We start from the raw sequence: 13,133 nt of genomic DNA on the forward strand, positions 1-13,133 counted from the left end.
CGGTGCTCCACAGCCCGTCGGCGACAAGCCGCTGGGCCCGGGGAGAGGCTTCCTCACACCCCCCGCTGCCCCTCCAGTACCCTGCGCAGCTCCACCCGCTTCTGAATCCCCAACTTCCGGTAGGTACTGGTGAGATGGGTCTCGACCGTGCGCCGGGCCACATGGAGCATGGCCGCGATCTCACCGTTCGTCCGCCCGTCCGCCGCCAGCCCCGCGACATGCCGCTCGCTCGCCGTCAGCGCCGGCACCCCCGTACGGGCCGTGACCGGGCGCCGCGCACCGCTGTCCCGGAGGGCCTGTTCGGCTTGGCGCCGCAGCCGTACCGCGCCCAGCCGCTCGGCGAGTTCGGCGGCGTCCCGCAGACAGTGCCGGGCGGCACCGGCGTCACCGGTGGCGACCAGCAGCCGCCCGCGCGTGATCAACGCCGCCACCAGCTCCGTTTCCGCCGGGGCTGCCCGCAGCAGCGCCACCGCCTGGTCGGCCAGGGTCAGGCCGCGCCGCCCGCCGGTCACCGCCGCGAGGGCGTTCAGGGCGCGGCCCGTCGTGCGGGGCGTGTCCCAGATCCGGGCGAGCCGCACCTCCTCCTCGGCCAGCGCGAGCGCCTCCGGACGGTTGCCCAGCGCGAGGTGCGCCTCGATCGCGGCGATCCGCCACGGGGCGACGACCGGACAGACCGTCTCGCGCACCGGCAGCCGCCGCCCGCACTCCAGGAAGTCGTGCAACGCGCCCGCCGGATCACCCTCCGCCATCCGCAGCACCCCCTTCGCGTACCGGAACCGGAACTGCCCCCACGCGTCCCGCGTGCTCCCCGCCGAAACGGCCCACGCCCGCCGCGCCGCCTCCTCGACGCGCCCCGCCTCCACCAGGGCGACGATCGCGTGCGCGTCCCCGGCGAGCGCACCGGCGTCGCGCGCCCCACCGGAGCGGACCTCGTCCGTCGCCAGGACGGCCGTCAGATCACCGCGCGCGGCGACGAGATCGGCGCGGACCTCGGCCAGCACATCCAGCATCGGATGCAACGACGCCGGCGACTGCGCGCTCAGGCCGCTCTCCAAGAGCCGTTCCGCCTCGTCCAGTTGGTCCGCCCAGACGGCGACGGCGGCGGCCGTGCCGACCAGGAACGGTTCCGCCGACGCGTCGGACGGCTCGGCCAGCAGGGTGCGCAGCCGCTCCATCGCCTCCTGCGCCGAGACCCGCCCGGTGAGCGCCGCGTGCCGCACGAGCAACGCCCGCCCGGCCGCGCCCACCCTCCCGGGCTGCCGTTCCTCCAGCGCGCGCAGCCAGGCGTGCGCCCTCGGCCGGACGCTGTCGTCCCGGTCCCCGAGGACAGCGGCCGCGCTGAGCAGGACGTCGGCCAGTTCCGGACGGTCCTCGACATGTCCGCTCACGTCGGTCAGCAGTTCCACGCTGGTGACGGTCCGCTCCAGGCCCGCGAGCGCCGTACCGAGCGCCACCGCCGCCCGCACCCCGGCCCGCGCCGCCCCCGCGTCGGACGGCAGCAGCTCCTCGGCCAGCCGCAACGCGTCCGCCAGCCTCGGCAACGCGGTCGCCGCCCGCCCGCCCGCGTACTCCAGGGACCCCAGGTCCACCAGGAGCCGCTGCCGATGCCCCAGCGAGATCGGCTCGGCCAGCGTCCTGCGCAGAAACGCCCGGGCCGCGTCCAGCCGCCCGTCGCGCTGCGTGAGCGCGGCGGCGCCCGCCAACGCGCCCAGCGCCCACGGCGTACCCACCGCGTCGGCCTGGAGCAACTGCCGGGCCACCGCCTCGCTGGTCGCGCCGCGCCGGGACAGCGTCTCGGCCGCCGCCCGGTGCACCGCCTGCCGCCGCTGCTCCGGCACCGCCATGAGGACCGCGTCCCGCAGCAGCGGATGCGCGTATCGCAGCCGCCCGGTCGCGTCGGGCCGCAGCAGACCGAGCCGGGTCATCGCGGTGACCCACCCGAGCACCCGCGCCGGATCGGCACCGGTCACCCCGGCCAGCAGCCCGGCCGGATCGAGGTGCTCGCCGACCCCCGCGTGGACGCCGGTGAGGTCGCGCCCCCGTTCGTCCAGCACGGCCAGCGCCCGCGCCACCTCCCGGGTCAGCGGACCGGCGTTGTCCAGCCACCACCTCACCGCCGCCGGATACGCCCCCGGGTACAACGCGGCGCACACCTCGGGCACCGTCTCCGCCGCGTCACCGCCCAGGTCCTCAAGGAGCGCCCGCAGCAGCAGCGGGCTCGCCGCACCCGCCCGGACACAGTCGCCCACCCACCCGGGCGAGGCGTCAGGCCGGGCCGAACTCACCATCTCCACACCGGAGTTCCGGGTCAGCGGAGGCAACGTGTGGGTGCGGATGAGCGCGGGCGGCAACGCGTGCGTGATGCCGGGCGACGGCAGATCGACGTCGTACTGACTGCGCTCGGTCACCACCAGCAGCACCGGCAGCCGCTCGATGCGCCGCGCGGCCAGCGCCAGCCAGTGCCGCGAGGCCGGGTCGGCGAGATGGACGTCGTCGACGGCCAGCAGCAGGGGAGTGGAGACGGCGTACCCGCGCAGCAGCCGCCACAGCGTCTCGGCGCTGTCGGGCTCCTCCGGGTCGACGGCGAGATCGACGAACTCCGGTGCCGAGCACAGGAGTTGCAGCACCGTCGAGAGCGGGCCCGGGTGATCGGTGCCGCAGCAGTGCACGTTCAGCACCCGCATCCCGTGCCCGGCCGCGTCCGCCATGGCCCGCTCCAGGACGGTGGTCCGGCCGGTGCCGGTGGCCCCCCGCAGCAGCACCAGACGTCCGGCGCCACCACGGGCGCGCCCGGCCTCCGCCGCCAACAGGGCGACGGCGTCCTGGTGTTCACGTGCCGGAACTGACATTCGCTTGCCTCCTGAGCTGGATGAGCGGCCCCACCCCTCCAGACGGGTCTGCGGTCGGTGGCGTCGCGCAGGAGGTGCAACGGGTTTTAAACCACTCCAGTTCATCCGGGCCCCGTGAGGCAGGTCACGGGGCGGGCCGCCGCCGACCCGCCGCCGATCTCGTGGTGCTTCTCGTGGTCGACCACGTTGTGCGGATCGTCCGCGCCGGTGGACCGTGATCCGGCACACCGGCCCGGTGACGACGTCCCCCCACCTCGACTCGCCCCGCGACGGCCATGACCGGTGGCCACGATGTCGGCTGCTCCGGTGTCGCTCCCCCTCCCCTTGCTCGTCCCAAAGGTTGCTCTCCTTCATGCGCAAAAAGCTTGATGCCGTCTCCCTCACCGTCATGCTTCTGTCGGTCAGCGCCTTCTCCGCGACGGCTCCGATGACAGCGTTCGGAACGGGCCCCGCGCTCGCCCTCGCCCTCGGCCGCAACGTGCTGGGCCTGGTCACCGTCGGCCCCGTGGTCCTGCTGATCCGCCGGGGCGAATTCCGCAAGGTCTTCCGCGGCGAACGGTTCCTGGTGCGCAAGGAACAGCGCCGGGGCGCCGTCTACGGCGTCCTCGCCGGTACGGCACTCGCGGCGCACTTCGCCACGTTCATGACCAGCACCCGTATGACCAGCGTCGCCATGGCCACCGCACTGGTCGCCACCCAGCCCGTCTGGCAGGCGCTCATCTCGACGTTCCAGGGCAACCGGCTGCCCCGCGCCACCTGGCTCGGGCTCGCCGTGTCGGTCGCGGGCGCGGCGGTCGCCAGCGGCATGGACGGCACATCGGGAGGCGGCGCACTCCTCGGCGACGGCCTCGCCCTCGCGGGCGGCATCGCCATGGCCGGCTACACGGCCCTCAGCGAACAGGCCAGGCCCGACGTCTCCCCGATGGTGTTCTCGGTCCTCTGCTCCCTGGTCTGCACCGTGGAACTCCTGGTCGTCTGCCTGATCCAGGGCACCCCGCTGCTCACCTTCGACAGCCACACCCTGATCGCCCTGCTGGGGCTGCTGATCTTCCCCCAGCTGCTCGGCCTGTTCTCCCTCAACTACGCCCTCGGCCGCGTCCCGGCCACCGTGGCCAGCGTGATGCTGCTCCTCGAAGCGCCCATCGCCGCCCTCACCGCCTGGCTCTGGCTCGGCCAACTCCCCTCCCGCAACGCCGCACCCGGCCTCGCCATGATCATGCTGGGCGTGGCGGTGGTCGTCGTCGCGGACGCCCGCCGCACCGAACCCGCCCCCGAGGGCACCGGCGAGATCCGCGTCCCCCTCACCTTCCCGCAGCACGAACTCCTCGCCCTGAGCAGCCGCGAACCCGACGGCGACATCCACGACCACCTGTGGCGCCAGGCGCGCTCCGGACGCTTCGCCGAGGTCGAGACCCTCATCCGGGCACGGGAGAACGACGCCGTCCGCGTCCACGGCGCCAAGTCCCCGGAGGCCACCCACTGGATCGAGGTGCGTGCCGTGGTCGCCCGCATCGCCGACGACCATGCCCTCTCGGCCCGCCTCTGGCTGGCCGCCGCCCGCTTCCACACCGACCTCAGCGCCACCCGCACCTGCCTGGACCGCGCCTACGAGGAGTGGTGCGACGTGACGGACCCGGACACCGTCGCCGAACTCGCCCCGGCCCTACGGTCGTTGTACGAACAGGACCCCTACCGCGGGGCCGATCACCTCGCCGCGATGGAACGCCGCCTGTCCACACCGACGATGCGCTGAGCCCGGACCGACGCCCCCCACCTGCCCACGGGACACGTGGAACTGTCCGCCGCCCCGCTGCCCTCGCCGCCGCCGACCGCGCTCACGGTGTCAGGACGACCTTCCCGGCGATCGTGCCGGACTCGGCCAGCCGCACGGCGTCGGCGGCGCGGTCGAGGGGGAGCCGGGCGGCGATGCGGGGGGTGACGTCACCGCGTTGCAGCGCCGCGAAGACCTCGGCGAGGTCTTCGCGCAACCGGGCCCGGAACCGGTTCTTGCCCAGCGAACGTCCCGCCCAGATGTAGTAGAAGGACGTGTGCCGCCCGTTGGGCAGGACGTTCCACCAGCAGAGCCGGCCGATCAGCTTGAGCACGGGCCACTGCTTGGACCCCTGATCGTCCCGGGTCGCGGCCGTGCCGTACGAGACGAGCGTGCCGCCGGGCGCGAGCATCCGCCACGAGTCGACGATGCCCCGGCCGCCGACGTGGTCGAACACGGCGTCCACCCCGCCCGGCGCGAGTTCGCGCACCCGGGCGGCCAGGTCACCGGCGCGGTAGTCGACGGGGCGCACGCCCTGTGCGCGCAGGGTGTCGTGATGGCGTGTGGACGCGGTGCCGATCACCGTGATGCCGGTGGCGAGGGCGAGTTGGACCAGGACGGAGCTGACGCCACCGTTGGCGCCGTGCACCACGATCGTACCGCCGGGGCGGACGCGGGCCTTGCGGTGGAGCATCTGCCAGGCGGTGATGCCGTTGAGCACCAGCGTCTCGGCCTCGGCCGCCCCGATCCCGTCGGGAACGGCGACGACGTCGGCCGCGTCGACGACGACATGGCTGGCCCAGCCGCCGACCTTGACCAGCGCGGCCACCCGACGGCCGACGAGGTCGGGGCCGACCCCTGCGCCGGTCACCGTCACGGTGCCGACCAGGTCGTAGCCGGGGACGAAGGGGTAGGGCGGCTGGTCGAAGTACCGGCCGCGCCGCATCTGTTGCTCGGCGAACGACACCCCGGTCGCCTCCATCCGGATCACGACCTGCCCCGGGCCCGGGGCGGGGACGGTGCCGCCGTGTCTGACCTGGAGCCCCTCCGGCTCCACGACGCCGGGAAGGACGACCTCGACGAGTTGCTCGGTGTGCATGACCGGCCTCCGTGCGTGAGTGCTACTGCCTATCGCTTTAGTTAGAAGCTATAACTGCCGCGTGAGGGCGTCAATGGTTTTCGTTAGACCTTCTAACTCCCGGGAGGGGGTGTCACGCGCTGCCGCGCATTGCCTGCGGAGCTGTCACGTGGGCGGCTGCCGGTCGCTGACCAGCGACAATTACGCCCTGAAGGTAAAGTGATACCCTCTAACGGGCGTTAGAGGGGCCCGCAAAAAAGGTGAGGGACTCCCCCAGATGTGGGGGTGTGACGAGGAGGCGGGCCGAGATGGGCGCGAAGACCGAGACCCCCCGCGAGCGGTACCGCGTTCAGGTGCGGGCCGAGATCAAGAAGCACGCCTGGCGGCAGATCGCCACGGCCGGGGCGTCCGCGCTCTCGGTCAACGCGATCGCCAAGCAGATGGGGGTGAGCGGTCCCGCCCTCTACCGCTACTACGCGAGCCGCGACGAACTGATCACCGAGTTGATCAAAGACGCCTATCGCAGCCTCGCCGACACTCTGCGCGCGACCGCCGCGTCAGGCGGGGACGTGTCCGCGCTGGCCCACGCGATCCGCCGGTGGGCGCTGGCGGACCCGCACCGTTACTTCCTCATCTACGGCACGCCGGTGCCCGGCTACGAGGCGCCCGAGGACACGACCGTGATCAGCGCGGAGGCCATGTCGGTGCTGCTGGACGCGTTCCAGAAGGCGCCGCTGTCGCCGCCGTCGGGCACGGCCGGCATCCGGTTCGCCGCGCATCTCCAGAACCACCGCGACTGGGCCCGCGGCCACCCCGCCCCGCCGGCGGTGCTGCACCGCGGGCTCAGCTTCTGGACCCGGGTGCACGGCATCCTCTCCCTCGAACTCGCCGGCCACTTCACGGGCATGGGCTTCGACCCGGACCAGTACTTCGAGGCCGAGGTAGCGGCCCTGGCCGGCACCGACGGAACCAACACGCCGAGCGTGTAGGGACGGGGCGGGGCGGGGCGGTTGGGCGGGGCGGTTGGGCGAGGCACCCGCGCCTCTGAGCGGGGCGGGGTGGGCGCGGGGTGGGTGCGGGCGTCGCTGAGTTCGCCCCGGCGTTCAGAGCCGGAGGTGGGCGTCGGCCGATGCGCCCCCGGGGCTCAGGGGCGCAGGCGGATGTCGACGGGTCCGCCCCGGCGTTCAGAGTCGGAGGTGGGCGTCCGCCGGGCCGTGGCCGCCGCTCAGAATCGGAACCCGATGACCCCGAATCCCGGCTGTCGGGCCGCTCGGCGCATCCAGCCCAGGCACTGCATGACGGCCTCCACGACCTCCGGCTCCAGCGGCGGCACCTGCCCCGACTCGGCGGTCGCCCGCTGCGTTTCCTCGAACTGTTCCAGTGCCCGGGCGATCTGATCGGGCGTCCACTCACCGCAGCCCGGTGTGTAGGCGTACGGCAGGGGAGTGGGCAGGCCGTTGTAGCTGAAGTCCTCGACGGACACGGCGGTCATGCCCAGCGCGTGGAGGCCCTCGTCGACCGCCGAGAGCCAGGCGCCCCGGTGCGGGGTGAAGGAGCTGTTGTCCAGGAACGAGCCGGTCAGCGAGCACAACCGCTGGTAGGCGTAGCCGTACTGGAAGGCGTGGTCCCGGTTCGCGCTGAACGGGCCGCCGTGCACGACCGCGTGCAGTGCCTCGGACGCCGTGGGCGCGCCCTGCGCTATCGCGTGCGAGAAAGAGGCGTCGTCGTGGGCGAGATCGTCGGCGTAACTCTTGTGGATGACCTCCAGCAACTGGTCGTCGCGGGAACCGACCAAGGCGCGCGTGGCGGCCACGTCGAGCAGATAGACGCTCAGGGAAGAACTCATGCAACGAACATAGACGGACCCACTGACAACGCCCCGAACGGCCAACCGCCCCGCCCGGCTTGCCCGGGCGGACGGGGCTGTGCGAGCCTCTGGGGTCATCTCTCTGAAAGGGCTGGTCGTGACGCTCGGCATGGTTCTCGGCGACTTCTCCTTCCGCGCTTCGACGCGGGAGCGGTAGCCCCACCCGACCCGATCCACGCGCCCGTGCCCCGGTACGGGCCGTCCGGCCCGCGCATCGCTCCGCGCTCCTCGTCGAAGTGCTCTTCGTGCCCCGCACGTTCGATCACGAGGAGTACTGGTGGCCACCCTCCACTGGACCGAGAACCACACGCCCCGTTCCGCCCGTTGGCATTCCGAGAACGCAACGCCCGCTCCCCGCCGGGTCGTTGTCGCCGACGACCGCCTGAACGCCGCTACCGCTCACCGCCTGGCCTGCGAAGGCACCGCCCTGCTGTGGCGCGGGGACTTCCCCCAGGCACGCCAACTCCTGCACGCCGTGGGCCGCCGCGTCGACCGGAAACCTCCCCGGCGAGGCGAGGGCCCGGCCGACTCCTTCCACCTCAACCGCCGGGCCCGGGGCCACCGTTCGCGCGTCCTGGGCAGATTCCTCGTCCTTCTCGACGACGAATACGGCCTCGACCTGCGCCGCGCCCCCGACGTCCGGCAGGCGTGCGTCGAGGCGTACGGCCCGCCCACCGGGCCGATGGCCGTCTCGCTCACCGAACTGCTGGGCGTCGTCGGCGCACACGAATGGCGCCGCAAGGGCGTCGAGGTACCGGCCCTCGGCGCCCGCGTCCACCCGCACCACGGGGTGTTCTCACCGGTCAGGGGCGAGTACGTCGACCTCGTCGCCCACGCACCCCTGTCCACCCCGACCGGCCCCCAACTCCCCTGTAGGCGAACGGCGTTCGATCTCGGGACCGGCACCGGAGTGCTCGCGGCCGTCCTCGCCCGCCGGGGTTTCGCGCACGTCGTGGCCACCGACATCAGCCCCCGCGCCCTGGCCTGCGCCCGCGCCAACGTGAGCCGGCTGGGCCTCGCCGGACGCGTCGACGTCGTCGGCCCCGCCCTCTTCCCCGACGGCCGGGCGGACCTCGTCGTGTGCAACCCGCCCTGGATTCCCGCCCGTCCGACCTCCGCCGTGGAACACGGTGTCTACGACCCGGGCGGCGCCATGCTGCACGACTTCCTGGACGGGCTCGGCGCGCACCTCGCACCGGGAGGCGAGGGCTGGCTCGTCCTCTCGGACCTGGCCGAACACCTCCAACTCCGCACACGCGCCGAGCTGTTGGCGACCATCGAGACAGCGGGCCTGCGCGTGGTCGACCGGATCGGCACCCGGCCGGGACATCCCCGCGCCCGGGACACCGCCGACCCCCTCCACGCCGCCCGCGCCGCGGAGGTCACCTCGCTGTGGCGGCTCGTCAGGGCGTGAGCGGCCACCGGCGGGCCACCTCGGCCGGCGGTTCCTCGACGAAGGGCACGGCACCGCCGATCAGCCGGGTGCTGTCGGCACGCTCCTCGTCGTAGGCGGGCCAGCCGGGGTCGCCGTCGGCCAGGAACGCCGACCAGGCCCCGGTGAGCGCATCGCGCACGGCACGCTGCTCCGGGGTGTCGATCCGCAGGGCCGCCAGCTGGTCGAACGCGTAGAAGCGCTCGCACCCGTGGAACGCCCCGTACTGCGGGCCGAGGGGCTCGGCCGCGAACAGGTAGGTGTACGCGGTGCCGCCCGCGGCTGTCTGGACGCGGGCCAGCCGGGTCGCGCGGCGCCGGTAGACGGCGTCGGAGAGGAACAGGGTGCGCAGGTCGGAGAGTTCGGAGCGCCGGGGGCTGTCCGGCGTGGTGGGGGAGGGGAGTTGGGCGCGGTAGGCGGCCAGCAGTTCGCGGGGGTGCTCCACCCCGGCGCTCTCCATCTCCGCCAACAGGGCCTGTTCGTCGGCCGGGTGGCGGTAGAACTCGCTGTTGAAGAGGTACTGGAAGGTCCGGAACTCGTCGCGGTCCGCGCCGATCAGCAGCGGAACACCGGCCGCCGCGCCCGCCGCGATGGCCTCGGCCGGGTCCTCGGTGAGGACCGTGCCGTCGAGCACGAGGCCCCAGGCCCGGCCGCCGGGCAGGTTACGGACGCCGAAGTCCTGGTCGATCAGCGTGTGTTGGGCATCGAGAATGCGGTCGAGCGGGGCGGAGGACAGCTCGTCCAGGTCCTTGGCCCCGACCTCGGCGAGGAGTTCCTCGGTGAGGGAGGCGGACAGGTCGGCCGGGTAGACGCGGCCGATGCTGCCACTGTGCAGGATCGCCTTGTGGAACGTTCCGCGTGCGGCGGGCCGCGCCAGCAGCGCGCCGATCGAGAAGGCGCCCGCCGAGTGCCCGGCGATGGTGACGTTGTCCGGATCGCCGCCGAACGCACCGATGTTGTCGCTGATCCAGCGCATCGCCGCCGTCTGGTCCTGGAGGCCGAGGTTGGCGCTGTCGGCCCACCGCTGCGCGTCCGGCCCGGCCGGGGTGAGCCAACCGAGCGCGCCGACCCGGTAGTTGGGCGCCACCACCACCGCACCGGTCAGCCGCGAGAGCGCCCCGCCGTCGGTCAACGGCGGTGAGGCCGTGCCGAGTTCGAAGCCGCCGCCGTAGATCCACACCAGCACCGGGCGTCGGCCGTCGACGTCGGGTGTCCACACGTTGAGGTACAGGCAGTCCTCGGACGTCTCCCAGCCGCCGGGGCCGTCCGCGCCGCGCTGCGCGGGTCCGGCGGGGAACGCGGTGGCCTCGCGCACGCCCTCCCACGGGGTGGGCGGCTGCGGTGGACGCAGCCGCAGCGGGCCGACCGGCGGCGCCGCGAACGGTATACCGGCGAACACGCCCGCCGTGCCGTCGGTGCGGGTTCCGCGCACCGCACCGTGCGTGGTGCGGGCGGTGAACGGAGCGTGGGGGTCCGTCGTCATCGGGGCGTCCTCCGAGTGGGCAGCGGGAGTTCCGGGTGCGGCGCCCCCTTTGTCGGACCTGCCACGAGGCTCTACCCCGCGTTCCAGGCCGAGGGAACGCGCGACCCCGGCGTCGACGGCACCGTACAGGACGCAGGTGAGAGGACCCGGGAACGGGATCTGGCGGCCCGGGGAAGCGCGACGACAGGCCGATCCCGACCGCGCTCTGAGGCCGACTCGGCCGTCACCTAGGCGCGTCACCCAGGGGAGCCGTCGGCCGTCGCGTCCCGGTCGGCGCCGTCACCTCTCGTACGTAGCCCTCACCCTCCGGGGTGCGACACGCCGGGCAGGGAGCGGCAGACGGGTGGTTTCGGGTGGCGTCCAGGTGAATGGCGTTTCGTGCGCATATGTCCACGGGGAGGGTTAGCACGTCCTTCCCTCTCTCCATCGGGAGTATCCATGCGTATGCGCACCACTCTGGCAGCCGGCGTCCTCGCCGCCGCCGCGATCTTCGGCAGCGCCGGTTCGGCGCTCGCCCACGACTACGACGACCACCACGGCTCGCGCGGCGAGACCGCGGGCTGCGGCATCGTGGCGGGCGCGGCCAACGGCAAGGGCTTCTACGCCGAAGGCTGTGGCGGGTCCCGCTGGGAGGGCGCGGCCCCGAACCACCGTTTCCCCTTCTGACGGGACCGACGGACCAAGGGAACCTGAGCGCCCGCCGACCCCCTTGCCGGGGCCGGTAGGCACCCCCTTCGCAGCACCCCTGTGGCCGCAGATCATCTGCGGCCACAGGCGCGCCGGGGGCAGGGAGTCACCGTGACCGCAGTACCCGCCCGCACCCTCAACAACGCCGTGCAGATCCCCCAACTCGGCTTCGGCGCCTTCGACCTCTTCGACTTCGAACTGAGCCCGGGCGACATGGGCGAGATCTCCGCCCTCAACCGCGACGAGCGCATCGGCTTCGACCCGGACACCTTCAACGGCTGAGCACACGCAACAGCGTCCGGCGCGACCCAACTCACCTATGGGACAAGGATGTTGTCACGTCCCCGCACAACTGACCATCCTCCAGGGCGAGTTGAACCCTGTGGGCCCTGCTTCCGTTCATCCAGGGGATCGCCACCTGATCCTCCCGGTCGCCCAGGCCACCGGGCCCCCGCAGGACCTCTCAGGTCAGGAATCGCCTCGATGAAGAGACTCCTTCCCCACCCCACCGTCCTCAACAGCCTTGCCGTGGCAGGCCTGTTGGGGGCGCTGCTCGTCGGCGCCGCCCCGGTCCCGGCCCAGCCGGACGAGGTCGCCGCGACCGCCGCCGCGGTGTCCTATCCGCAGACCGGCGACACGTTCGCCAACCCCGAGCGCGGCCTCTACCACCACACCGACAGCTGCGACAAGAACGACTTCAGCGCCGCCACCCTCCAGAAGTACCGCACCGACGAGGGCATCTCGCTGGTGATGTGCGTCTTCTACCTGGAAGAGTTCAGGAACAGCCCCATCAGCCAGGGCCAACTGGACCGGCTCCAGCGGCAGTTCGCCGCCGCCCGCAGCGCCGGGGTCAAGCTGATCGTCCGGTTCGCCTACACCGACTCCGCCGACGGCGACGACGCCACCAAGGACCGGGTCCTGGCCCATCTCGACCAGCTGGCGCCCTACTTGAGCGCGGGCAGCGACGTCATCGACGTCGTCCAGGCCGGCTTCGTCGGCGCCTGGGGCGAGGGCTACTACACCAAGAACTTCGGCAACGCGGGCAACCTGACCACCGCCGACCGGGCCAACCGCAAGGCCGTCGTCGACAAGACGCTCAGCGCGCTGCCGTCGACCCGCATGGTGCAGCTGCGCACGCCCGCATACAAGCGCACGATGTACGGCGCCACCGCGCTCCCGGCCGACCAGGCGTACAACGGCACGCCGGCCGCGCGCCTCGGTCACCACAACGACTGCTTCCTCGCCAGCGCCGACGACTACGGCACCTACGAGAACACCGCCGTCGAATACCCCTACCTGGCCGCCGAGACGTCCGCGCTCGCGATGGGCGGCGAGACCTGCGGCGTCAACGCGCCCCGGACGGACTGCCCCACCACCCTCTCCGAGCTGCGGATGTTCCACTGGTCGTACCTCAACACCGACTACGAGCCGAACGTCATCAACGGCTGGCGCAGCGGTGGTTGCCTGCCCGAGATCACCAGGAACCTCGGCTACCGCTTCGCCCTCCAGAACGGCACCTACCCGGACACCGCCAGCCGGGGCGGCTCCCTGCCGGTGCACCTCACCGTCAAGAACGACGGGTTCGCGGCGCCGTTCAACCCGCGCGGCCTCGAACTCGTCCTGCGCAACACCGCCACCTCCCAGGTGTACCGGCTCCCGCTGACCGGCGACCCGCGCCGGTGGGCGCCCGGCACCACCACCACGGTCGACCGCACCCCGACCCTGCCCGCCGACCTCCCGGCCGGCAGCTACCGCATGCTGCTCAACCTCCCCGACCCGCAGCTCCCCACCCGGCCCGAGTACTCCATCAGGCTTGCCAACCAAGGCACTTGGGAGGCCGCCACCGGCTACAACGACCTGCTGCACACCCTCACCGTGACCTGACCGCCGCCGGGCCCCCGCCGCGCGACCGGCGGGCCGCGCTTCACCGAAACCCCATAGACTCTGCCGACCCCGCACACAGCAG

Annotated in this window: 10 protein-coding genes; 6 read left to right on the forward strand and 4 right to left on the reverse strand. The window is 72.9% G+C overall.

Annotated features, from left to right (window positions below):
* Positions 1 to 53: 53 nt before the first annotated feature.
* Positions 54 to 2,849, reverse strand: a complete 2,796-nt coding sequence (locus ACIQOU_RS06065; RefSeq protein ID WP_401534271.1) for an AAA family ATPase — start codon at positions 2,847 to 2,849, stop codon at positions 54 to 56.
* Between the two features lie 352 nt (positions 2,850 to 3,201).
* On the opposite strand from ACIQOU_RS06065, the gene ACIQOU_RS06070 reads away from it, so the two are divergent.
* A complete protein-coding gene (locus ACIQOU_RS06070; RefSeq protein WP_401534273.1) occupies positions 3,202 to 4,602 on the forward strand; it encodes a DMT family transporter in 1,401 nt (466 codons plus the stop codon).
* Between the two features lie 82 nt (positions 4,603 to 4,684).
* On the opposite strand, the gene ACIQOU_RS06075 is transcribed toward ACIQOU_RS06070, so the two are convergent.
* Positions 4,685 to 5,719: a medium chain dehydrogenase/reductase family protein gene (locus ACIQOU_RS06075; protein WP_401534274.1), complete on the reverse strand. Its 1,035-nt coding sequence runs from the start codon at positions 5,717 to 5,719 to the stop codon at positions 4,685 to 4,687.
* A gap of 287 nt (positions 5,720 to 6,006) precedes the next feature.
* Between ACIQOU_RS06075 and ACIQOU_RS06080 the strand changes: the two genes are divergently transcribed.
* On the forward strand, positions 6,007 to 6,687 hold the full coding sequence (locus ACIQOU_RS06080) for a TetR/AcrR family transcriptional regulator (protein ID WP_401534276.1): 681 nt from the start codon (positions 6,007 to 6,009) through the stop codon (positions 6,685 to 6,687).
* A gap of 236 nt (positions 6,688 to 6,923) precedes the next feature.
* Here ACIQOU_RS06080 and ACIQOU_RS06085 read toward each other — a convergent pair whose 3' ends face one another.
* Positions 6,924 to 7,544 carry a hypothetical protein gene (locus ACIQOU_RS06085; RefSeq protein ID WP_401534278.1) on the reverse strand — a complete coding sequence of 207 codons (621 nt, stop codon included), beginning with the start codon at positions 7,542 to 7,544 and terminating at the stop codon, positions 6,924 to 6,926.
* 298 nt (positions 7,545 to 7,842) lie between these two features.
* On the opposite strand from ACIQOU_RS06085, the gene ACIQOU_RS06090 reads away from it, so the two are divergent.
* Entirely contained in the window at positions 7,843 to 8,979 is a 1,137-nt protein-coding gene (locus ACIQOU_RS06090) for a methyltransferase (RefSeq protein WP_401534280.1), read from the forward strand.
* Here the strand turns inward: ACIQOU_RS06090 and ACIQOU_RS06095 are convergent.
* Positions 8,969 to 10,480, reverse strand: coding sequence for a carboxylesterase/lipase family protein (locus ACIQOU_RS06095; protein WP_401534282.1), 1,512 nt, complete (start codon positions 10,478 to 10,480; stop codon positions 8,969 to 8,971). The genes ACIQOU_RS06090 and ACIQOU_RS06095 overlap by 11 nt on opposite strands.
* A gap of 444 nt (positions 10,481 to 10,924) precedes the next feature.
* On the opposite strand from ACIQOU_RS06095, the gene ACIQOU_RS06100 reads away from it, so the two are divergent.
* The 3 genes from ACIQOU_RS06100 to ACIQOU_RS06110 all read left to right on the forward strand — a co-directional run bounded on the left by ACIQOU_RS06100 (position 10,925) and on the right by ACIQOU_RS06110 (position 13,051).
* The gene (locus ACIQOU_RS06100) at positions 10,925 to 11,146 is read left to right on the forward strand and encodes a hypothetical protein (RefSeq protein WP_401534284.1); all 222 of its coding nucleotides are present in this window, start codon (positions 10,925 to 10,927) and stop codon (positions 11,144 to 11,146) included.
* A gap of 132 nt (positions 11,147 to 11,278) precedes the next feature.
* A complete protein-coding gene (locus ACIQOU_RS06105) occupies positions 11,279 to 11,449 on the forward strand; it encodes a hypothetical protein (RefSeq protein WP_401534286.1) in 171 nt (56 codons plus the stop codon).
* Between the two features lie 201 nt (positions 11,450 to 11,650).
* Positions 11,651 to 13,051, forward strand: a complete 1,401-nt coding sequence (locus tag ACIQOU_RS06110) for a DUF4832 domain-containing protein (RefSeq protein ID WP_401534287.1) — start codon at positions 11,651 to 11,653, stop codon at positions 13,049 to 13,051.
* Positions 13,052 to 13,133: the final 82 nt, after the last annotated feature.

It is taken from the genome of Streptomyces sp. NPDC091279 (genome assembly GCF_044757465.1).
In the GTDB taxonomy this organism is placed as follows: Bacteria; Actinomycetota; Actinomycetes; order Streptomycetales; family Streptomycetaceae; genus Streptomyces.

Excerpts from the sequence above, each read along its gene's own strand:
- ACIQOU_RS06065 (WP_401534271.1), bottom strand. The coding sequence starts at position 2,849 with ATGTCAGTTCCGGCACGTGAACACCAGGACGCCGTCGCCCTGTTGGCG.
- ACIQOU_RS06070 (WP_401534273.1), top strand. The coding sequence starts at position 3,202 with ATGCGCAAAAAGCTTGATGCCGTCTCCCTCACCGTCATGCTTCTGTCG.
- ACIQOU_RS06075 (WP_401534274.1), bottom strand. The coding sequence starts at position 5,719 with ATGCACACCGAGCAACTCGTCGAGGTCGTCCTTCCCGGCGTCGTGGAG.
- ACIQOU_RS06080 (WP_401534276.1), top strand. The coding sequence starts at position 6,007 with ATGGGCGCGAAGACCGAGACCCCCCGCGAGCGGTACCGCGTTCAGGTG.
- ACIQOU_RS06085 (WP_401534278.1), bottom strand. The coding sequence starts at position 7,544 with ATGAGTTCTTCCCTGAGCGTCTATCTGCTCGACGTGGCCGCCACGCGC.
- ACIQOU_RS06095 (WP_401534282.1), bottom strand. The coding sequence starts at position 10,480 with ATGACGACGGACCCCCACGCTCCGTTCACCGCCCGCACCACGCACGGT.
- ACIQOU_RS06100 (WP_401534284.1), top strand. The coding sequence starts at position 10,925 with ATGCGCACCACTCTGGCAGCCGGCGTCCTCGCCGCCGCCGCGATCTTC.
- ACIQOU_RS06110 (WP_401534287.1), top strand. The coding sequence starts at position 11,651 with ATGAAGAGACTCCTTCCCCACCCCACCGTCCTCAACAGCCTTGCCGTG.